At 61.5% G+C, this 21,522-nt stretch carries 17 protein-coding genes and 1 tRNA gene; 13 read left to right on the forward strand and 5 right to left on the reverse strand.

What is annotated here, in order from left to right; all coding sequences use genetic code 11:
• Positions 1-1,329, forward strand: a complete 1,329-nt coding sequence (locus tag KMAL_RS08235) for a bifunctional folylpolyglutamate synthase/dihydrofolate synthase (protein WP_110095236.1) — start codon at positions 1-3, stop codon at positions 1,327-1,329.
• A 273-nt stretch (positions 1,330-1,602) separates the two neighbouring features.
• Positions 1,603-2,913 (forward strand): glycosyltransferase family 4 protein, encoded by a 1,311-nt coding sequence (locus KMAL_RS08240; RefSeq protein WP_239020028.1) that lies wholly within the window; start codon positions 1,603-1,605, stop codon positions 2,911-2,913.
• A gap of 218 nt (positions 2,914-3,131) precedes the next feature.
• Here KMAL_RS08240 and KMAL_RS08245 read toward each other — a convergent pair whose 3' ends face one another.
• A complete protein-coding gene (locus tag KMAL_RS08245) occupies positions 3,132-5,270 on the reverse strand; it encodes a glycosyltransferase family 4 protein (RefSeq protein WP_110095238.1) in 2,139 nt (712 codons plus the stop codon).
• 263 nt (positions 5,271-5,533) lie between these two features.
• Positions 5,534-7,672, reverse strand: a complete 2,139-nt coding sequence (locus KMAL_RS08250) for a glycosyltransferase family 4 protein (RefSeq protein WP_110095239.1) — start codon at positions 7,670-7,672, stop codon at positions 5,534-5,536.
• Positions 7,673-7,793: 121 nt separating this feature from the next.
• Between KMAL_RS08250 and KMAL_RS17790 the strand changes: the two genes are divergently transcribed.
• From KMAL_RS17790 to rfaD, 4 genes are all read left to right on the forward strand, one after another.
• Positions 7,794-7,922: a hypothetical protein gene (locus KMAL_RS17790; protein WP_275399308.1), complete on the forward strand. Its 129-nt coding sequence runs from the start codon at positions 7,794-7,796 to the stop codon at positions 7,920-7,922.
• A gap of 106 nt (positions 7,923-8,028) precedes the next feature.
• A complete protein-coding gene (rfaE2, locus tag KMAL_RS08255; RefSeq protein ID WP_110095240.1) occupies positions 8,029-9,555 on the forward strand; it encodes a D-glycero-beta-D-manno-heptose 1-phosphate adenylyltransferase in 1,527 nt (508 codons plus the stop codon).
• Between the two features lie 122 nt (positions 9,556-9,677).
• Positions 9,678-10,838, forward strand: a complete 1,161-nt coding sequence (locus tag KMAL_RS08260; RefSeq protein WP_110095260.1) for an AGE family epimerase/isomerase — start codon at positions 9,678-9,680, stop codon at positions 10,836-10,838.
• Between the two features lie 49 nt (positions 10,839-10,887).
• Complete coding sequence (gene rfaD, locus KMAL_RS08265) at positions 10,888-11,862, forward strand: ADP-glyceromanno-heptose 6-epimerase (protein WP_110095241.1); 975 nt, start codon at positions 10,888-10,890, stop codon at positions 11,860-11,862.
• A gap of 37 nt (positions 11,863-11,899) precedes the next feature.
• Here the strand turns inward: rfaD and KMAL_RS08270 are convergent, their stop codons facing one another.
• Complete coding sequence (locus KMAL_RS08270; protein ID WP_110095242.1) at positions 11,900-12,871, reverse strand: quinone oxidoreductase family protein; 972 nt, start codon at positions 12,869-12,871, stop codon at positions 11,900-11,902.
• 33 nt (positions 12,872-12,904) lie between these two features.
• Complete coding sequence (locus tag KMAL_RS08275; protein WP_180999770.1) at positions 12,905-13,372, reverse strand: methylated-DNA--[protein]-cysteine S-methyltransferase; 468 nt, start codon at positions 13,370-13,372, stop codon at positions 12,905-12,907.
• 72 nt (positions 13,373-13,444) lie between these two features.
• On the opposite strand from KMAL_RS08275, the gene mnmE reads away from it, so the two are divergent.
• The 7 genes from mnmE (at position 13,445) to KMAL_RS08310 (ending at position 19,961) form a co-directional block, all read left to right on the forward strand.
• Positions 13,445-14,785: a tRNA uridine-5-carboxymethylaminomethyl(34) synthesis GTPase MnmE gene (mnmE, locus tag KMAL_RS08280; protein WP_110095243.1), complete on the forward strand. Its 1,341-nt coding sequence runs from the start codon at positions 13,445-13,447 to the stop codon at positions 14,783-14,785.
• A 24-nt stretch (positions 14,786-14,809) separates the two neighbouring features.
• A complete protein-coding gene (gene mnmG, locus KMAL_RS08285; protein WP_110095244.1) occupies positions 14,810-16,672 on the forward strand; it encodes a tRNA uridine-5-carboxymethylaminomethyl(34) synthesis enzyme MnmG in 1,863 nt (620 codons plus the stop codon).
• 3 nt (positions 16,673-16,675) lie between these two features.
• Positions 16,676-17,314 (forward strand): 16S rRNA (guanine(527)-N(7))-methyltransferase RsmG, encoded by a 639-nt coding sequence (gene rsmG / locus KMAL_RS08290; protein ID WP_408887906.1) that lies wholly within the window; start codon positions 16,676-16,678, stop codon positions 17,312-17,314.
• Positions 17,298-18,122, forward strand: coding sequence for a ParA family protein (locus KMAL_RS08295; RefSeq protein ID WP_110095245.1), 825 nt, complete (start codon positions 17,298-17,300; stop codon positions 18,120-18,122). Before rsmG ends, KMAL_RS08295 begins: the two co-directional genes overlap by 17 nt.
• Positions 18,119-19,018 carry a ParB/RepB/Spo0J family partition protein gene (locus KMAL_RS08300; protein WP_110095246.1) on the forward strand — a complete coding sequence of 300 codons (900 nt, stop codon included), beginning with the start codon at positions 18,119-18,121 and terminating at the stop codon, positions 19,016-19,018. Before KMAL_RS08295 ends, KMAL_RS08300 begins: the two co-directional genes overlap by 4 nt.
• 222 nt (positions 19,019-19,240) lie before the next feature.
• Positions 19,241-19,316: transfer RNA gene (locus KMAL_RS08305), tRNA-Lys, on the forward strand.
• A 318-nt stretch (positions 19,317-19,634) separates the two neighbouring features.
• Positions 19,635-19,961 carry a YnfA family protein gene (locus KMAL_RS08310; protein ID WP_167400092.1) on the forward strand — a complete coding sequence of 109 codons (327 nt, stop codon included), beginning with the start codon at positions 19,635-19,637 and terminating at the stop codon, positions 19,959-19,961.
• 150 nt (positions 19,962-20,111) lie between these two features.
• On the opposite strand, the gene KMAL_RS08315 is transcribed toward KMAL_RS08310, so the two are convergent.
• Positions 20,112-21,302 carry an FkbM family methyltransferase gene (locus tag KMAL_RS08315; RefSeq protein ID WP_110095247.1) on the reverse strand — a complete coding sequence of 397 codons (1,191 nt, stop codon included), beginning with the start codon at positions 21,300-21,302 and terminating at the stop codon, positions 20,112-20,114.
• Positions 21,303-21,522: the final 220 nt, after the last annotated feature.

A 21,522-nucleotide genomic window follows, 5' to 3' on the forward strand; every position in this document is an offset into this window, starting at 1 on the left:
ATGAACGCATCGCCTGTGTCCGGTCTGGGTCCTGAATTCGCCGGGCGTACCGGCGCGATCCTCGAACGGCTCAACCGGCTTTACCCGGCCCTGATCGACCTGTCGCTGGGGCGTCTGGAACATCTGCTGGCGCGCCTGGGCCATCCCGAACGCCACCTGCCGCCGGTGATCCATGTTGCGGGCACCAATGGCAAGGGCAGCACCTGCGCCCTGATCCGCGCCATTGCGGAGGCGGCGGGGTGGCGCGTTCATGTCATGACGTCGCCGCATCTGGTGCATGTGACCGAACGCTTCCGCATCGCGGGGAAGATCGTCACCGAATCCGAACTGGCCGAAGTGCTGGAGGAGGTCGAGCGTGCCAATGATGGCGCGCCGATCACCGTGTTCGAGGTGCTGACCGCCGCAGGCTTCGTGCTAGGCGCGCGCCATCCCGCCGAACTGATGATCGTCGAGGTCGGACTGGGCGGGCGTTACGACGCGACCAACGTACTGGCGCGGCCCGCGGCGTGTGCGATTGCCTCCATCTCCATGGATCATGAGGCGTTCCTTGGCGATACGCTGGAAAAGATCGCACTGGAGAAGGCGGGCATCATCAAGGATTTCGTGCCGGTTGCCACGGGTCGTCACCCGACGGACGTGATGGGCGTGATCGCCCGCGTGGCGGCGGAACATGACGCGCCTTTGTGGCGGCGAGGCCATGAATGGTCCATCACCCCGTCACCCGATGGCACGCGCCTGATCTATCGCGACGGGGAGGGGATGCTGGAACTGCCGCATCCCGGCCTGCCGGGGCCGCATCAGGTGGATAATGCGGGGCTTGCGGTTGCCACCCTGCGTTCAAGTGGCCTGTCGTTGCCTGCGCAGGCGTGGGCGGGGCTTGCGGATGCACACTGGCCCGCGCGGCTGCAACAACTGCATGGGGCGCTGGCGCACCTTCTGCCCGACGGGTGGGAGCTATGGCTCGATGGTGGCCATAATCCCGGCGCGGGAGAGGCGCTGGCCCGCGTGATGCAGGGATGGTCGGACCGTCCCGTGCACCTGATTGTCGGCATGAAGCAGACCAAGGATGCTTCCGGTTTCCTCGCCCCCCTGCTGCCCCATGCCGCAAGCGTGCAGGCCGTGGCCGAACCGGAGCAGCACCTTGCCCTGCCGGTGGCCGATATCATCGCGGCGGGGCAGGGACGTGTAACCGCAGGCCCGACCATCAGGGCGGCGCTGGAACACCTGTCCCGCGATATGCCCCCCCAACCGGCCGCGCGGGTAGTGGTCTGTGGCAGCCTGTACCTGGCGGGCGTGGCGTTGCAGCAGGACGGATGGCGCGCGACCTGAGCAGGAGCATCGCGTAGCGCCGTCAACGGCACGTTGCTGGCGGCCCGTGGTGGGACAACCGCCACGGGTCTCCCATTTTCCGGTTGTGCATCGCCCCGGCGTGCCGGATGTCTCCGCATGATATCCGTGGGGACGGGTTGTGATACCCTGCGCCAATCATGCTACGACTGGGGCGCATGAACATGACCCATGTCATGCGCCATTTCATGGACGAGTGGCCCGAGCCAGTCTTCAACAGGTATCCACACAGGGGAATGTGAAACATTGAATAGCTTGTCTGAACCTGTGACGTATCGTGTCGGCATTGACGGATACAATCTCGCGATCCCGAAAGGGACCGGCATTGCGACCTATGCCCGTACCCTGAGTCATGTCGTCAAGGCGCTCGGTCATCCCGTGGATGTTGTCTATGGCATGGACATCTCGCACAGGATCTCGCCAGAGTTACAGGAAGTCACGTTTTTCAATATCCTCGCAGGCAACAATGGCTCGCCCCCCGCGCAGGGAAAGGTCTCCAGATGGGTCAGGAGCCAGATTTCGTCCTTTGCGAAAAACCATCCTTTTGAGATCAGCCTGACCGGCCGGGTGGAGCAGCGCAGCTTCCTCAACCGACTGCCTGCCTATGACCGGGTTGTGAATTCGCGGAACCTGTTTGCGCGGGCCTACAGGTATTTCCGCAATACCGGCCGTCTCCTGACGCTGCGCCTGCCGGATGCGCCGCGCATCATGCACTGGACCTATCCGGTGCCGGTGCAGGTGGAAGGGGCCATCAACCTCTATACGGTCCATGACCTTGTTCCCCTGCGCTTCCCCCAGACCACGCTGGACAACAAGGCGTATCAGTTCAGGCTGATGGAAACGCTGCGTGATCTCAGGAGGCCGATCTGCACGGTGTCAGAGGCCTCACGCAAGGATATCGTGTCCTTCTTTCCGGAAATGGCGCCACATATCTATAACCCGTACCAGTCTTTCCTCCCCAACCCGACCTTCCTCAGGAGGAGTGACGAAGAAACGCGCGATGAAGTGCGGGGCATGTTCGGGCTGGAACCGGAAAGTTACTTCCTGTTCTATGGTTCCCTGGAACCGAAGAAGAATATCGGCCGTATCATTTCCGCTTTCCTGAGCAGCCAGACAGAGCGCCGGTTGGTGATCGTGGGCGCCATGGCATGGAAGAATGAAAATGAACTCCGCTTCCTGCAGCGCGGCATTGATGAGGGACGCATCATGCTGATCGATTACCTGCCGCAGGCAAGCCTGAACGCACTGGTGCGGCATGCCCGCGCGCTGCTGTTTCCGTCGCTGACCGAAGGGTTCGGCCTTCCGGTGCTGGAGGCGATGTCGCTGGGCACGCCGGTCCTGACATCGCACGAAGGGGGACTGCCCGAAGTGGTGGGGGAGGCCGCCGTCATGGTGGACGCCTATGACGTGGCATCCATTACCGAGGGAATCAACAGCATGGATCAGGATGCTGGCCTGATTGAAAAGCTGAAGCTTGAAGGCCCGGCCCAGGCGGAAAAATTTTCCATGGATGCCTACACGAACCGTGTCAAAGACATGTATGCCGATATCGTCAGCAGATATTGAAAGCATACAGGCCGTTTCAAAGCCGGTCTGACAGTAAGCACCTTATGGAAACGACAGAATTGAGGATGTCGCCTGTCCCGGAAAAGGCGACATCCTGAAATCCTTGCAGGCGGCAGGAAAATACGCCCCTGCAAACATCCCGCGCGCATGCCTGCTGCCTGCCGGGCAATCCCCCCGCTTTTGTCAGGGGATTGCCCATGGGCCAGCAGGCCTTGGCGTCAGCTGTTTACCATATGCTCGACAGCGGCGAGGTGTTTGCGGATTTCCTTGTCGGAGGGATCGATTTTCGCGGCCTGCCGATAGGCCTCGGCGGCGGGTGCGTAGAATCCCTGCTCCTTGAGCATGTGGCCATACTGCACCAGGATGCGGGGACGGTTGATGTATCGCCGCAGCATGGCGGCATAGTATTTTTCCGCCTCTCCCCATTTCTGTTTCCGTGCGGACCTGCGTGCGCGGAACAGGGAGAGCCTGTCGGACATCTTTTCCACGGTCCCCAGTATGGGGTTGGGGTTTTCCGCCTTGCCTAGGAGCAGTCGGGACAGGAACGGACTGCCCATGCCCGGACCTGTGGCGTTCGCCTGTCCCCGTGGCATTGTCCCGATGGCGTCGCCAAGCGTCTTGGGGGTTTCGTTCAGGATCTTTTCAAGGAAGCCGAGGCAGGCCGCGGCATCGTCCGCGGGCACGAACCCGATGGCGCTGATGCCGACATGAACCGTCGGGTAGGAACTGTCGGGGGCGGGGACGCCGGTCGAGTTCAGGACGACGCGAAGGTTGCCGTCCTGTCCGATGACACCGTCAAAATTGATGAAGGCCGCCACGGGGGAGACATTGCCATAGGCGAAATCCTCGCCGCCCGCCTGGCATGAGAGCCACATCCTTTCCTGTGACACGGGGGCCTTCACCCGGATGAAGACGCGGACCTTCCGCCCGGCAGGCAGGGAGGTGGGCAGGTCGATGACAGCACGGTTGTTGGCCGCCCAGCATCCCCATTTCTCAAGCCTGTTCCATCCCGACACCCGGGTCATGCGGGCCGTGACCAGCAGGCCGCCCTTTTCATTCTGTTCGGATACGTCATCCGAACCGTAGAAATAGATTTCCCCGGGGGAGTAGACATAGTTCCCCTCCCTGGAGAGGGCGTTCTTGTCTTCTATGTGCTGGTCTATGTTTTTGTAGAATTCCTTGCAGTAGGCATCCCACGTCTTGACCCTGAAGTTTTCGCGGATGTCCTTTTCGCGCTGCCGGATCCTGTCATGATCGCGGAAGAAGGAGCGGAAGGTTTCGCAGGCCCGGTCCACATTGTAAGGGTCGATGTAATCGACCAGGTCGCCGCCGACTTCGGGAATGGATGTGGCGTTGGAGGCGATGCACATCTTGCCATGCGCCAGGCTTTCCCCAACCGGCAGGCCCCACCCTTCCGCAAAACTGGGATAGGCCGTCAGCAGGCAGTTCCTGTAAAGATAGTTTAGTTCTTCATCTGACATGTTGTTCAGTATGAAGAGCCATTTGCCGGAGCCACCGGACCTGTTGATATCGTTTTTCAGGTCTTCAACTTCCCATCCCCATTTCCCGACAAAGACAAGGTTCGGGACATTGAGATTTCGGTCCTGACGCAGCCGCTCCCACACATTGACCAGCAGGGCATGGTTCTTGCGCATCTCGATCGTGGAGACAAACAGGACGTAATCCTGTTTCGCAACGGCCTTTACCTCGGAACGGATATTTTCATATGTGTAGGAAACTTCAGGAAGTTCGGTCGGCATTGTCACGGATTCGACAGGGATGTCCAGACCAAGCCTGGTCTGTATGTAATCCTTCAGGTCATCGCGGACATGGTCGGAAATCGTAAGGACAAGGGTTACTTCCGACAGGACATCAAGTAACGCATCTTCGAATATCCGTGTCAGTATGGGAATGACAAAATATGGTTTCCTGATGGCGATCAGGTCATAAACGAGCACGCCGATTTTCAGGCCACGTTCCCGCAGGTTCTTCAGGAACTGGAAATCCTGGTAGATCCAGAAAGCCCCGGCAATGACAAAGATATCACCCGCAGACGTCCGGGCCGGGACAAGGTTCTCGCGGACTTTCTTTTCCAGCTTCTGTATATATTTGGAATCATGCAGGCCCGACTGCAGGCCATCGACCAGTTTCTGGAAAAGCTCGATATCGACAGCATATAAGACCGTGTCATCATCTTCCGCGATGACGGGCATTACATTATACTTCGACTCCCCCCGCAGCGTGACAAGATTGGCGGTGACACGCTGGATGCCGCTGACCGTAATATTGCCCCCCCTGGCGTATTCCATGAAATCCGAAATCTCTAGCCATACGGTTGGCAGCGTATTCTGGGGCAAGTTATCCTCACTTTGAGACTGAGATGTCCTGCATGGCCTGCAGAGCAGGGGGTAAATATACCATCAAATAGATACAGAAGGGAGCAACCCCGTCAAGCAGAGGGGGGCGCTCCCTTCTGTCTGTCCGGCCGGATACTGGCCGGACGGGATTTTGCGAAACCGGGAAGGTTTGTTGTGCCGTCTCCTGACGCTGTCCAGCACTGCCTGCCGGGCAATCCCCCGCGTTTGTCAGGGGATTGCCCATGGGACAGCAGGCCTTGGCGTCAGTTGTTTACCATATGCTCGACAGCGGCGAGGTGTTTGCGGATTTCCTTGTCGGAGGGATCGATTTTCGCGGCCTGCCGATAGGCCTCGGCGGCGGGTGCGTAGAATCCCTGTTCCTTGAGCATGTGGCCATACTGCACCAGGATGCGGGGACGGTTGATGTATCGCCGCAGCATGGCGGCATAGTATTTTTCCGCCTCTCCCCATTTCTGTTTCCGTGCGGACCTGCGTGCGCGGAACAGGGAGAGCCTGTCGGACATCTTTTCCACGGTCCCCAGTATGGGCTTGGGGTTTTCCGCCTTGCCGAGGAGCAGTCGGGACAGGAACGGACTGCCCATGCCCGGACCTGTGGCGCTCGCCTGTCCCCGTGGCATTGTCCCGATGGCGTCGCCAAGCGTCTTGGGGGTTTCGTTCAGGACCTTTTCAAGGAAGCCGAGGCAGGCCGCGGCATCGTCCGCGGGCACGAACCCGATGGCGCTGATGCCGACATGAACCGTCGGGTAGGAACTGTCGGGGGCGGGGACGCCGGTCGAGTTCAGGACGACGCGAAGGTTGCCGTCCTGTCCGATGACGCCGTCAAAATTGATGAAGGCCGCCACGGGGGAGACATTGCCATAGGCGAAATCCTCGCCGCCCGCCTGGCATGAGAGCCACATCCTTTCCTGTGACACGGGGGCCTTCACCCGGATGAAGACGCGGACCTTCCGCCCGGCAGGCAGGGAGGTCGGCAGGTCGATGACGGCACGGTTGTTGGCCGCCCAGCATCCCCATTTCTCAAGCCTGTTCCATCCCGACACCCGGGTCATGCGGGCCGTGACCAGCAGGCCGCCCTTTTCATTCTGTTCGGATACGTCATCCGACCCGTAGAAATAGATTTCCCCGGGGGAGTAGACATAGTTTCCCTCCCTGGAGAGGGCGTTCTTGTCTTCTATGTGCTGGTCTATGTTTTTGTAGAATTCCTTGCAGTAGGCATCCCACGTCTTGACCCTGAAGTTTTCGCGGATGTCCTTTTCGCGCTGCCGGATCCTGTCATGATCGCGGAAGAAGGAACGGAAGGTTTCGCAGGCCCGGTCCACATTGTAAGGGTCGATATAATCGACCAGGTCGCCGCCGACTTCGGGAATGGATGTGGCGTTGGAGGCGATGCACATCTTGCCATGCGCAAGGCTTTCCCCAACCGGCAGGCCCCACCCTTCCGCAAGGCTGGGGAAAGAGGTCATCACGCAGTGCCTGTACAGGTAGCTCAGCTCTTCATCTGACAGGCTGCTCAGCAGGAAGATCCATTTGCCAACTCCGCCGGTTTTGTCGAGGTATTCGCGGATTTTCTCGCTGCCCCATCCCCATTTCCCGACAAAGACAAGGTTCGGGACATTGAGATTGCGGTCCAGACGCAGCCGTTCCCATGCCTTCATCAGGAGCGTATGGTTTTTCCTGACCTCGATCGTGGAGACAAACAGGACGTAATCCTGTTTCGCCGCGGCCTTCACCTCGTCACGGATATTCTCATACGTGTAGGAAACTGCAGGAAGTTCGGTCGGTTCCGTAATCGTTTCGACAGGGATGTCCAGGCCAAGCCTGCCCTGCATGTAATCCTTCAGGTCATCGCGGACATAATTGGAAATCGTAAGGACAAGCGTCACTTCCGACAGGACGTCAAGGAATGCGTCCTCAAAGCTCCTTGTCAGCGCAGGAGCGACATATTGCAGGTTCCTGATCGGGATCAGGTCATGGATGAGCACGCCGATTTTCAGGCCACGTTCCCGCAGGTCCTTGAGGAACTGGAAATCCTGGTACGCCCAGAAAGCCCCGGCAATGACAAAGATGTCACCCGCAGACGTCCGGGCCGGGGCAAGGTTCTTGCGGACCTTCTTTTCCAGCTTCTGTATATGCTTGGAATCATGCCGACCAGACTGCAGGCCATCGACCAGTTTCTGGAACAGTTCGATATTGGCGGCGTATAAGACCGCGTCGTCATCTTTCGCGACGACTGGCGTCACATTATACTTCGACTGCCCCCTGAGCGTGACAAGATTGGCAGTGACACGCTGGATGCCGCTGACCGTAATATTGCCCCCCCTGGCGTATTCCAGGAAATCCGAGATGTCTAACCATACGGTTGGCAGCGTATTCTGGGGCAAGTTATCCTCACTTTAGGCTGAAATGTCCTGCATGGCCTGCAGAATCCGGGTCATATGCCACCAAAGAGGTACAGAAGGGAGCAACCCCGTCAAGCAGAGCAGGAGGCGCGGATTTCCTGTCATGCAATGGCAGTATGCGTGGCCGTCCTTTCCTGTCGCCAGCATGCCGGCGCGGCAGTCGGGGCGGGCGGAATATGGCTTGCATGCCCGGGTGCTGGCAAATGTCGCGACGCGCGGCATGCAGGTTTAATAAAGCCTGCTATGATGTTAAACGGGGAGCGGCCCCACCCTTCCCGCCCCGTGGCTGGACCATCCATTATGCGACACCCATATATGCCCTGGTCAGGATATCGCGCATGATTGCAACGCCCATTGCTGAAATCCTGCGCCACATGGCCGGTCGTCGCATCATGGTCGTGGGCGACGTCATGCTTGACCGCTTCGTCTATGGCGATACGAACCGGGTTTCGCCGGAAGCGCCGACCCTGATCCTTGCCGCGCGCAGCCAGGAACAGATGCTGGGTGGTGCTGGCAACGTGGCCGTCAATATCGTGGCGCTGGGCGGGGAATGCCATCTGTTCGGCGTCTGCGGCGCAGATGCGATTGCAGCTGAACTGCGGGCGGAAATCGCGCGGTTCCCTGCCATCACGGCCAACCTTGTCACCGATCCTGCCCGGTCCACGACGCTCAAGACCCGTTTCATCAACCCGCATCATAATACGCACCTGCTGCGGCTGGACTGGGAACATTCCATGCCTGCGACCGGGGAGGTGCTGGACGAGATCACGCACCGCGCCCTTGCCGCCCTTCCCGGCACGGATGTCGTCATCCTTTCCGATTATATGAAAGGCGTGCTCCAGTCCTCCCTGATCCATGCCGTGACCGGGGCGGCAGCTTCACTGGGCATCCCGGTTGTTGTCGATCCCAAGGGGCGTGATTTCGCCCGTTATCGCGGGGCCACGGTCATCGCCCCGAACCTGCATGAAGCAGGCGTGGTGCTGAACCATGCGATCGCGCAGGATGACAGGGCGGTGGAGCAGGCGGCCACCCATCTGTCGCGGCTGGCGGGTGGGGCGGCCATCTGTGTCAAGCGCAGCGAATGTGGCGTGCAACTGGTCGAAGGTGGTGTGACGCGGGCGCGCTTTCCCACGCTGGCGCGGCGGGTCGTGGACGTATCCGGGGCGGGCGACACGCTGGTGGCGGCGCTTGGCATGGCGATGGCGGCCGGGGCCGACCTGGTGGGGGCGACACGTATCGCCAACGCGGCGGCAGGCATCGCGGTGTCAAAGCCGGGAACGGCGTCCGCCGATGTGGCGGAGCTTGGGGACCTGCTTTTGCACCGGCGCGTGCACCGCATCAGCCCCAAGATCTTCACCAGCGTGCCACGCCTGCGCCAGCAGGTGGCGCACTGGCAGGACGCGGGTTTCGTGGTCGGCTTCACCAATGGCTGTTTCGACCTGCTGCATCCCGGCCATATCCATACCCTGACCGAAGCGCGCAACCGTGTTGACCGGCTTGTCCTTGCCCTGAATTCCGACCAGTCCGTCCGCCGCCTGAAAGGCGAAAACCGCCCCGTGCAGGACGAGGCGGCGCGCTTGACTGTCGCCGCCGCACTGGAGATGATAGACGCCGTCATCCTGTTTGGGGAAGATACGCCGCTTGAACTCATATCGCAGCTCCGCCCCAATGTGCTGTTCAAGGGCGGGGATTATCGACTGGAAACGGTGGTGGGACGTGACCTTGTCGAATCCTATGGCGGGCGGGTCGAACTGATCGACTACCTGCCTGACACCAGCACGACCGCGATGATACGCCGCATGGGCATGATTGACGCGGACGATCCCGGCGGGATCGGCACGGGCAGCGTCGTGCCCCGGCAATAGGAACATGGTTTCAGGGCGGTATGGGTAAGATGGCAGCCGGAAGGGCAGGAAATGGATTTGTGCCCTGACGTGCGGCATCTTCGGTGCGGCGGCGCATGCGCCATGATGGGGAATGTCGGGTGATGGTGCCTTCATCATCCCTGCGCGCAATCGATGACAGACTGTTTGGCTGGTTGCGTGATGTCGCATGGCCCCTGTGGCTGGCGCGTGGTCTGGACCATGACTCCGGGGCGCGGTTTCGCGGTTTTCATGAGCATCTTTCCCACGGCACCTACCACTGCAGCGCCGATTTCCGCAGGCTGCGGGTCGTGACGCGCCAGATCTATGTCTTCAGCGAAGCCGTGGTGCAGGGGATGGAACAGGCCGCCGTGGCGGTGCAGAACGGGATCGATTACCTGCGGCGGTATGCGCTTCATCCCTCGGGCGGGTATTGCTGGCGGTTCGACCTTGATGGGCGGGTCATCGACGCACGGCGCGACCTTTACGACCACGCCTTCGTGCTGCTGGCGCTGTCGAGCGCGATGCGTGCCTGTCCGGCCGACAGGCTGAAGGCGGAGGCGCTGGCCCTTGATGCCTACCTGCAGCGGGTATTGCGCCATCCTGTCGCGGGATATCATGAAAGCCTGCCGCATGCGCTGCCGCGCCGGCAGAATCCGCACATGCACCTGCTGGAGGCATATCTTGCGGCGGCCGAAAGCTTTGGTGACGATCCTTTCCTTGACCGCGCCGATGAAATCGCCCGACTGTTCCTCGATCATCTCTGGCTGCCCGGGGCCGGGCTGCTGCCGGAATATTTCGATGAGGAGCTTCGTCCTCTCCAGAGGGAGGAAGCGGGATTCGTGGTGGAACCGGGGCATCATGCCGAATGGGTCTGGCTGCTTTCATGGCATGCCCGTTCTCGTGCCAGGGCGGGGCGTGCGCCCGTTCCGGGGATGCAGGACGCCCTGCGGGGGCTGATGCGCTTTGTCGACCTGTATGGCAAGGACCCGGTGACGGGGGCGCTGTTTGACGAGGTCATGGGCGATGGCACCGTTCGTTCGCGCAGCCAGCGCCTGTGGCCGCAGACGGAATGGCTGAAGGCCGAAATCCTGCGCCCTGATCCGACGGAGGCGCGGATCGGGGAGGCGTACCGTGTCCTCGAAAGTTATCTGACGCCTGCCGGCCTGTGGCGCGAACGCCGCCTTGCGAACGGGGCGTGGGGGAATGACCCGGTGCCGGCATCCAGCCTCTATCACCTGACGTCGGCCATTACTGTCGCGCATCGCGCCATGATGGCATCCTGATGGGACGGGGCTCTTCTCTTTTCACCTCTGCTGCGGGAGGAAAATCTCAGTGATCGTTGTGACGGGCGGGGCAGGATTCATCGGGTCCAATATCGTCGCTGCCCTTAATGAAGCCGGGCGCATGGACGTGGCCGTATGTGACCGGCTGGGCCGTGACGGGAAATGGCAGAACCTGCGCCAGTGCGTCGTGCAGGACATCGTCCCGCCACATGAACTGCTGGCATGGCTGGACCGGCAGGGGGAGGTCGAGGCGATCATCCATATGGGGGCCAATTCCTCCACGATGGCACAGGATGGGGACGAGGTGATGGAAAGCAATTTCCGCTTCTCCCTCGCCCTGCTCGACTGGTGCACGAAACGGCAGGTCAGGTTCATTTATGCGTCCTCGGCGGCGACCTATGGCGATGGCGCCCATGGTTTTGAGGACGACCTGTCGCTGGCCTATCTGCGCCGGTTGCGGCCCCTGAACCTGTACGGGTGGAGCAAGCAGCTGTTCGACCAGGTCGTGGCAAGCCGCAGGGAAAGCGGACAGGCACTGCCGCCTTTGTGTATCGGGCTGAAGTTCTTCAATGTCTTTGGCATGAACGAGGGCCACAAGGGCGCGATGATGAGCCTGGCCTCGAAATATATCGGCAGGATCCGCAACGGCGAGACGATTGACCTGTTCCGTTCGTACAACCCTGCTTACCGCGATGGCGAGCAGTTGCGCGACTTTGTCTATGTCGCCGACATTACGGCTGTCATCCTGTGGCTGCTGGAACAGTCACAGGGCGTGGCCCTGTATAATTGCGGCAGCGGACAGGCCCGCAGCTTCCTCGACCTTGTGGGGGCGATCTTTGACACGCTGGGGCTGGAGCACCGCATCCGCTTTGTCGAGATGCCGGAGGTCCTGCGCCAGCGGTACCAGTATTTCACGCAGGCCGATAACACGCGCCTTCGCGCCGCCGGATATGACCGGCCGGGCATGAAACTCGAAGACGCGATCCACGATTTCGTGCGGCTTTACCAGGCGGCGCATCCCTGATCGTGCTGGCAGGTCGGGATGCGCGCTTCCTCCCGGTTCAGGGCAGCAGGATCGTGCTGCCCGTGGTCTTGCGCGATTCCAGCGCGACATGCGCCTGTGCTGCGTCCTTCAGGGCAAAACTCTGCCCGATGCGCGGGGTGAGGACGCCCTTTTCCACCAGCCGGAACAGTTCCGCAGCCCCCGCCATCAGTTCATCGCGCTTCGCGATATAGGTGCCTAGCGACGGGCGTGTCAGGTACAGGCTGCCATGGCTGGCCAGCGTGCCGACCGCGACCCCTGTTACCGCGCCGGACGCGTTGCCATAGCTGACCATCAGTCCGCGCGGTGCGAGGCAGTTCAGGCTGTCCTCGAACGTGGCGTGGCCGATGCTGTCATAGACGACGGGCACCATCGCGCCATCGGTCAGGGCACGGACCCGTGCGGGGATGTCGTGCGTGCCGACCAGCACATCCGCCGCCCCGTTGGCGCGTGCCAGTTCGGCCTTTTCCTCGGTCGAGACGACGCCGATGACACGCGCGCCCAGATGCCGCGCCCACTGGCACATCAGCAGCCCGACCCCGCCTGCCGCTGCGTAGACGAGGATGTTCTCCCCCTTGCGCACGTCATGTACCTGCCGCAGCAGCATATGCACCGACAGGCCACGCAGCATGATGCCCGCCGCCGTCTCGAACGGGATTTCGGCGGGCAGCGCCACCACCCGGTCTGCCGCGATGATGCGGTACTGCGCGTATCCGCCCAGCATGATGGGATAGGCCACGCGTGCCCCCACCGCGAGGTCACGCACACCGGGGCCGACCGCCTCGACCACGCCCGCGCCTTCCATGCCCGGCGTTGCGGGTAGGGAGGGAAATTTGTACAGGCCGCTGCGGTAATAGGTGTCGATGAAATTGACGCCCATCGCTGCCTGCCGGATCAGGATCTCGCCTTCGCCCGGTGTAGGGATCGGCAGGTCTTCGGCGCGCAGGACGTCGGGGCCACCATATTCATGGATGCGGATGACTGTGTTCATGGCGGGGGTTCCTCGTGCTCGTGAGCGTTGGGTTCAATCCGTGTCGGGCGTGCCGGTTTCCATCTCACGCAGGAAGGTGCGGTCCATCGCCCCGTTATCGCCGGGGTAGGTGTCCGCGTCGTACTCCGCGCATCCGTCCATATCCACCCGGTGGCAGGGGATCAGGATGGGGATCGGGTTTTCACTGCATGCGGCCACCACGTCCGCCACGTCCACGCCGGCCTGACGCGCGACCTCGGCACAGGGCATGGTCTGTCCCATCGGGATGGTGCGGATGAATGTCCATGCCGCAACCTGCTGCGGTGTGCCATAAGGGGCCAGCGGCAGGGTGCAGGGTGTGGTGTCACCGTCGAAATAGGAATCGAGCCAGTCACACGCGCGGCGCAGCAGGGGCGTTTCCTCCTGGTCGCGGCCCCAGCCCCAGTCGAGCGCTACGATCATGTCGTCCTCGGCCGAGACGGTCAGGGGGCCGATAGGGGAGTGCAGGGAGAGTTGTGGCATGTGTCACCTTGATCACGACAGGGACGTGAACGATAACCCGTTCCCGTCACAGAGGAAATGGGAACGACCCGAATGACAGCGGCAACCGAGGTTCCAGCAGGGCGGCACGGCGACGGTGCGGCCCCCGTCATCTTCGCCCTTGCCACCGGCGCGGGGCGCGCCGCCATTGCCGTCATGCGCATCAGTGGCGCGGGGAGTGACGCGATCCTGCGCAGCCTGTGCGGTGGCCTGCCCGAACCGCGCCGCGCGTCGCTGCGCGGGATCTGGCGGCGCGATGCGGATGGGGGGCAGGGCGTGCTGCTCGACCGGGCCGTCGTGCTGTGGTTTCCCGGACCCAACAGCTATACTGGCGAGGACAGCGCGGAACTGCACCTGCATGCCGGGCCTGCGGTGATTTCCGGCGTGGCCGATGCGCTCGTGGCGCTGGGCGCGCGTCCGGCCGAACCGGGGGAGTTCACGCGTCGCGCCTTTGCCAGCGGACGGCTCGACCTTGTGCAGGCGGAGGGTATCGCCGACCTGATTGATGCGGAGACCGAGGCCCAGCGGCGGCAGGCGCTGGCACAGGCCGATGGCGCACAAAGCCGCCTGTATGAGGACTGGGCCGCGCGCCTGCGCACCGCGCTTGCGCATCAGGAGGCGCTGATCGACTTCCCCGACGAGGACCTGCCGCCGGAGGTGGAGGACGAACTGCTCGGCACGATTGCGGGCCTACGTGATGAAATGCAGGCCTATCTTGACGATGGCAGCCAGGGCGAGCGCCTGCGCCGGGGGCTGGTTTTTGCGATTGTCGGCGAACCCAACGTGGGGAAGTCGAGCCTGCTGAACGCACTGGCGCAGCGTGACGCCGCCATCGTGTCATCGCGCGCCGGGACCACGCGCGATGCGATCGAGGTGCGTGTCGTGCTGGGCGATGCGCCGGTGACACTGGTGGATACGGCGGGCCTGCGTGAAACCGAGGACGAGATCGAGGCCGAAGGCGTGCGGCGGGCATTGTTTCACGTGAAACAGGCTGATTGCGTGATACATGTGTTTTCAGGTGCGGCGGTACCGGATAAGGTCGGCCCCGACAGCATCATGGTCTGCAACAAGATTGACGAAGTCGCCGCCCCGCCGGGCATCACGGGCATCAGCGTGCGCAGCGGGGAGGGGATGGAAACCCTGCGTGACGTGCTGGCGCAGCGGGCGCGGGACCTGACGCAGGGACGTGCGGCCGCCCCCCTGACACGCGCGCGCCATCGCGCCGCGATCGAGGAGACGGCCCGCCACCTGGCCCGTGCCGCCGACGATGCGTGGCCAGAGGTGCGGGGCGAGGAGATGCGCCTGGCGATGCGCGCGCTGGGGCGCCTGACCGGGGCTGTGGATGTGGAGGCACTGCTGGACACGGTGTTCGGGCAGTTCTGTATCGGCAAGTAGGGATGAAGCGGGAGCAAGGATAAGGTGAACGCCACTTACGATGTGATCGTGATCGGCGGCGGCCATGCCGGGTGCGAGGCCGCCGCCGCCGCCGCCCGATGTGGTGCGCGGACCATGCTGCTGACCCACCATCGCGTGACGGTGGGGGTGATGTCGTGCAACCCGGCGATTGGTGGGATTGGCAAGGGACATCTGGTGCGCGAGATCGACGCGCTCGACGGCCTGATGGGCAGGGCCGCCGACCGGGCCGGGATTCATTTCAAGCTGCTCAACCGCTCCAAGGGGCCAGCCGTCCATGGGCCACGTGCGCAGGCGGACCGGTTCCTGTACCAGCAGGCGATCATGGACCTGCTGGCACAAACCGAAGGGCTGGAAATTGTCGAGGGCGCTGCGGGCGACCTTGTGGTCGATGACGACCATACGGTCCGTGGCGTGGTGTGCGAGGATGGGCGTGTATTCCATGCCGGGGCGGTGGTGTTGACGGCGGGCACGTTCCTGCGCGGTGTCATCCATGTCGGCCATGACAGCCAGCCTGCGGGCCGCGTGGGGGAGGCGCCGGCCCGCAAACTGGGCGAACGGTTGCAGGCGCTGGGCCTGCGGATGGGGCGGCTGAAGACCGGCACGCCCGCCCGCATCGCGCGCGACAGCATCGACTGGGACACACTGGCGGAGGATCGGGGCGATGCGGTCCCCGAACCGTTCAGCCGCATGACGGATACGATCACGAACCCGCAGGTGTCGTGCCGCATCACCGCGACGACCCCGCGCACGCATGAAATCATCCGCGAACACCTGCACCTGTCGGCCATCTATGGTGGGGCGATTTCGGGGCGGGGGCCGCGCTACTGCCCCTCCATCGAGGACAAGGTCGTCCGCTTCGCGCAGCGCGACAGCCATCAGATCTTCCTTGAACCCGAAGCCCTGCCGGGCAATCCGGGGGGCGACCTGGTCTATCCCAACGGGATCTCCACCAGCCTGCCTGCGGATGTGCAGGAACAGATGCTGCATTCAATCCCCGGTCTGGAACGCTGCCGCATCGTGCGTCCCGGCTATGCGGTGGAATATGACTATGTCGATCCGCGCGAACTGACCCCGGCGCTGGAGCTCAAATCCCTGCACGGCCTGTTCCTTGCGGGGCAGATCAACGGCACCACGGGGTATGAGGAAGCGGGCGCACAGGGCATCCTTGCCGGGGTTAACGCGGCACGTCGCGCGGCGGGCGAGGGGACGGTGACGCTGGATCGTGGCACGGCCTATATCGGCGTCATGATTGATGACCTGACGACGCAGGGCGTGTCCGAACCCTATCGCATGTTCACGTCGCGCGCGGAATATCGCCTGACGCTGCGTGCCGACAATGCCGACCTGCGCCTGACGCCGCTAGGCATGGAATGGGGCTGTGTTGGCCCCGCGCGCCGACAGCGGTTCGAGGCGGAGCGCGCCTCGATCGACACTGCCATGGAACGTGCCCGCACCGAAACCTATCCCCCCGAAGCCCTGCGGCGGGAGGGGATTGCGGTCTCCGCCGATGGGCGCGCGCGTTCGCTGCTCGATGTCATGGCGACGGGGGCGGCGATGGAGGCGGTGGAGAAGATCGCCCCATGGCTGGCTGACCTGTCGCCACGGGTGCGCCAGCATGTCGCGACCGAAGCCCGCTATAGCGGATACCTGTCCCGGCAGGAGCGCGAGATCCGGCAGCTTGCCAGTGACGGGCGCATCACCCTGCCGCATGACCTTGATTACCGTGCGATCGGTGGCCTCAGCACCGAAATGCAGGAACGCCTGTCGCAGGCGCGGCCGGTGACGTTTGGCGCGGCACAGCGCATCCCCGGCATCACGCCCTCGGCACTGGTGGCGGTGCTGTCGCATGTGCGGCAGGTGGCCTGAGGCATGGCACGCGACATGACGATGCAGGACGCGATCCTTGGACATGTTTCACGTGAAACAGGCGAACGCCTGACGGCCTATGCCGACCTGCTGGTGCGCTGGAACGCGCGCATCAACCTTGTCTCCCGCCCTGATCTGGCGCAGTTATGGCCCCGCCATATTGCCGACAGCCTGCAACTCGCCACCCTGATCCCGGCGGGTGCGCGTGTGGTGGACATGGGGTCGGGCGGGGGATTCCCCGGACTGGTCATCGCGATGGCGACCGATGCGCATGTCACGCTGATCGAATCGGACCAGCGCAAGGCCGCGTTCCTGCGGGAGGCATCGCGCGTGGCGGGGGTGCGCACCCGTGTTATTGCCAGCCGGATCGAGGCGGCAGATGCCGGACCCGTCGACGTGGTAAGCGCACGCGCGCTGGCCCCTCTGCCGCAGCTTCTGCAATGGGGCGTGCGGTTTCTGGACAAGGAAGGATTTTGCCTGTTCCTGAAGGGCAAGAACGCAGATGAAGAACTCAACGCCGCCCATGCCGACTGGCGCATGGCGGTGACCCGAATTCCAAGCCGCACCGATGCGGATGGTGTCATTCTCAGATTGAGCGATATAAGGCGTGTCACAGACCACAACCATGCAGCCGGTCGATAAGGCCGCGCATACCCCCCGCATCATCGCCCTTGCGAACCAGAAGGGCGGTGTGGGGAAAACAACAACAGCCATCAATCTTGCCGCCGGTCTTGCGACGCAGGGATTCCGCGTCCTGCTGATCGATATCGACCCACAGGGCAATGCCTCCACCGGGTTGGGGATCGGTTACGAAAACCGGCGTCGCGGGACCTATGCCCTGATCGGGGAGGACGCACCGGCGGCGGACCTGATACAGGAAACCTCCATTCCCGGCCTGTCGGTCATCGCGGCGGATACGGAACTGGCGGGGGCCGAACTGGAACTGGTCATGTCTGACCGACGCGAATTCCGCCTGCGTGACGCCATTGCGCGGATCGGGGGGGAGTATGATGTCATCCTGATCGACTGCCCGCCCAGCCTCGGCCTGCTGACGCTCAATGCGCTGGTGGCGGCGCAGGCGGTCATCGTGCCGTTGCAGTGCGAGTTCTTCGCGCTGGAGGGGATCAGCCAGTTGGTGCGCACGATCAACAGCCTGTGCAAGTCCCTGAACACGGCGCTGAAGCTGGAGGGGATCGTGCTGACGATGTATGACCGGCGCAACAATCTGTCGGAACTTGTCGCTGCCGACGCACGCGGGTTCTTTGGCGATCGTGTGATGGAAACGGTCATCCCGCGCAACATCCGCATTTCCGAGGCGCAGAGCCACGGTCAGGCAGTGATGTTCTACGATGCCCGCTCTTCCGGCAGCCAGGCCTACAAGGCGCTGTCGGAGGAAGTGATCGCACGTCTTGCGCTCAAGGCAGGCAGGAAAGGGAAGAAGCAGGGATGAAACCGAAGAAGGACGCCGCCCGTCCGCGACTGGGCCGGGGGCTGGCCGCATTGCTGGGCGATCAGGTGAACATGCTCAATCCCGCGCCGGGGCTGGAGCCGCGCAAGCCCATGGATAGTGGATCGGTCCTGCCGGTGGATGTCCTTGAACCCGGCCCGTTCCAGCCACGTCAGCACATGGCGCCCGAGGCGCTGGAGGAACTGGCGGAGTCCATCCGCACGCGTGGCATCCTGCAACCGATTCTGGTCCGTCCGCATCCCGACCGTCCCAACGTGTTCCAGATCATCGCGGGGGAGCGGCGCTGGCGCGCGGCGCAGCTTGCCACCCTGCATGAGGTCCCGGTCCACATCCGTGCGCTCGACGATGGGGATGCGATGGCGGCGGCGCTGGTGGAAAACCTGCAACGTGCTGACCTCAATGCCATCGAAGAAGCCGAGGGGCTTCAGCGTCTGCTGGATGATTATCGCCTGACGCAGGAAGAACTGGCGGGTGCGATCGGCAAGTCACGGCCCCATGTCGCCAACATGGTGCGCCTGTTGCAGTTACCCTCGCCGGTGCGCGACGCCGTGCGGGAGAAGGAGCTGTCGGCGGGCCATGCGCGCGCGCTGCTGGCGCATCCCGATCCGGTTGCGGCGCTGAAGGTCGTGCTGAAACAGGGGCTGAATGTCCGCCAGACCGAGGCGCTGGCGAAAAAGACGGTGGCCAAACGTCAGGTCGCGGCAAAGCAGGATGAAAAGAACCACGAAAACCCGGAGATCGGTGCGCTGGAACGCGAACTGACGGCGAAGCTGGGGCTGAAGGTCCATATCACGTTTGACGGCAAGGGCGGGACGCTGCGGGTTGATTACCGCTCCCTTGATCAGTTCGACGGGTTGCTGAAGCTGTTGCAGGCGTAAGGGAAGGGGTTCTTTTTTGGAAAAAAGAACCAAAAAACTTCTGGTTGTATGGCGCCTGTCTGCCGGGTGATTTGGAAACAAACAATGAACATTTGTGGCGGAGCAAGGGAATAGGGGGATTTCGGGGCCAGATATCATGCAGGGGAAAAAATATTGAAAAATCCCCTTGTCCTGATGGCCCTGCCTTGGTAAAAGCCCCTCACCCGAAAGGGAAAACCCTGTGGGCGCATAGCTCAGTTGGTAGAGCAGCTGACTCTTAATCAGCGGGTCCAAGGTTCGAGCCCTTGTGCGCCCACCACAGGATTCCGGCGTAACGCCGACAGCTTCTGAAAAATCCCGGTATCATCTGATGCCGGGATTTTTTGTGGCCGGACAGCAACGGAATAGTGCCTGCCCAGTCCCCCTGACAAAAATGACAGAAGTTTTTGGTGAAGCTTTTTTCAAAAAGCTTCGAAGAACGTCGCCTTTTTCAAAAGGCATCATCCAAGAAACTCTTTATGAACTCAGACCATATGCGGTGATCAGCTGTCGTGTAGAGGGATGGTAATTCCCCTGCGGATATGGTCCATGACAGGATCGGATATCAGGAGAGGATACGTCGCCCGTGAACCAGTACATCCTGTCCCTTGCCATTTACATGGTGGCCGGGTTCTGTGAAATCGGCGGGTGTTTTGCGTTCTGGGCGTGGCTGCGGCTCGGTCGGTCCATGGCCTGCCTGATTCCCGGCATGGCGTCGCTGGTGTCCTTTGCATGGCTCCTGACGCGTATCGACACCGATACGGCGGGGCAGGCCTATGCGGCCTATGGCGGGATCTACATCCTGGCATCCCTGACATGGATGCGCGTGGTGGAGGGATATACCCCAACACGTTGGGAAATCCTTGGCGCTGCGATCTGCCTTGTCGGGGCAGGGATCATCCTGCTTCATCCCCGCAGCGCATAGCCGGGGTTTTGGCCCCGGCAGGGAAGACATGACGACCGGTTGCCGTCATGAAACCCTGTCACCATCGGTCTCCCAATGGCCGTGCGACAGTTGAGAGGTTGTGACCACCCCTGAAGGCCAGAGGTGATTTTGGCCTTCTCCGCTACATCATTACAGACGCGGATTGCGCCAGACCTGCAGGCCATCGCCTGTCGTGGAAGAGAGGAGGGAGGGACGGTTACGGTCGTAATCGATGACCGTGGGATGTTCGTTTTCCAGATCCCATCCATTGCGGAAGAAAAGATCCATCAGGTCCCCATCCAGCTTCCTTGAATGCGTCCCGATGACAATGTAACGGGCTTTTTCATTCAGGGTGGAAATGGTTGCACTGCAGATATCGTATTCCCCGCCCTGAATATCGATATGGATCAGATCCCATAAGGGACGCTTTGCCAGCAGGCTTGAGAAAGAGAAGATTTTGACATCGATGGTCTTGTTGATGTCGAATGAAAAGCTGAGGTACTTTTCATCTTCCGAATTGTCATTCTGCAGCGGTCGTGCGCCGGATTGGTTATTCGGGTCAGGCAGGACGGGCCAGCGGGCCATGCCGTTTTCGACGCCGACGGCACCCTGGATCAGTTTGACCGAGTATTTATCAAGGCCGTTATCCTTGATATGCTGCTCCATGGTGGCAAACCGGTTCGGATCGCCTTCCACGCCAAGCAGATAGATCTTTTTGATCCCGCGAAGTTCTGCTGCCTTGCCGGAAGCCGTGATCCACGGACCATTGCCCGCGCCCAGTTCCATGGCGGAGAACTGGTCGCCTTTGGCGGCGGCAACCGCGCGCAGGGTACCAATCCATTCTCCCGCGCCCGAGCGATAGTCGCCAGGGACGGGAAGGCCCAGAACGACATTGTCCAGTGGCGCGCATTCTTTCCACATCGAAGAGATGCGCGTTTTCTGTCCGATGAAATCCGTGACAAATCCGGGGGTTGGCTGCTGGTGTTTCAGTTCCCAGGACGCAAGGAAATCAACGTCTTCCTTGGAGTATTCCTTCCATTTGTTTTCGGGTTCGGGATAGTGACTGCCACAGAATTCCGTGGAAACCGTAAAATCACGAATAAGGTCTTTTCTGGCTTTCCCGTTTTTCAAAGCCTGGAGATGATTGGAAAGCCCTGCGGCATCTGCCGGACGACCCAGGATGACGCTGTAGAGTGCATTGACAAATGCCTCATCAGACATTCCAGGATTGAATGATTCCGTGGTTTTTTTATTCTTGTCCTGAAAGGTTTCGAGAGCTTTTTTTACGTTTTTTGTAATGTTTCTTACATTTTTTGTGATATTTGAAGGTAAATTGGCCATTTTATTGCCTTGGTAACGGATGTGATTACATAAAGAAACATACAAAAAATAACACAGCTTGGAAAGGCGGAAAAAAATCTGAATATTATGTTCTGCAAGAGTGATACTGGCCAGTTCATAATTCTTTCAGAACCGGAATCTCAGGTATAGGAATTTCATCCCAAATGGATTCCATGAAATACGGCGTCGAAATGATCATGATGGCCGCAGCATGGAAAGG

It is taken from the genome of Novacetimonas maltaceti (assembly GCF_002906255.1).
Taxonomy (GTDB): domain Bacteria; phylum Pseudomonadota; class Alphaproteobacteria; order Acetobacterales; family Acetobacteraceae; genus Novacetimonas; species Novacetimonas maltaceti.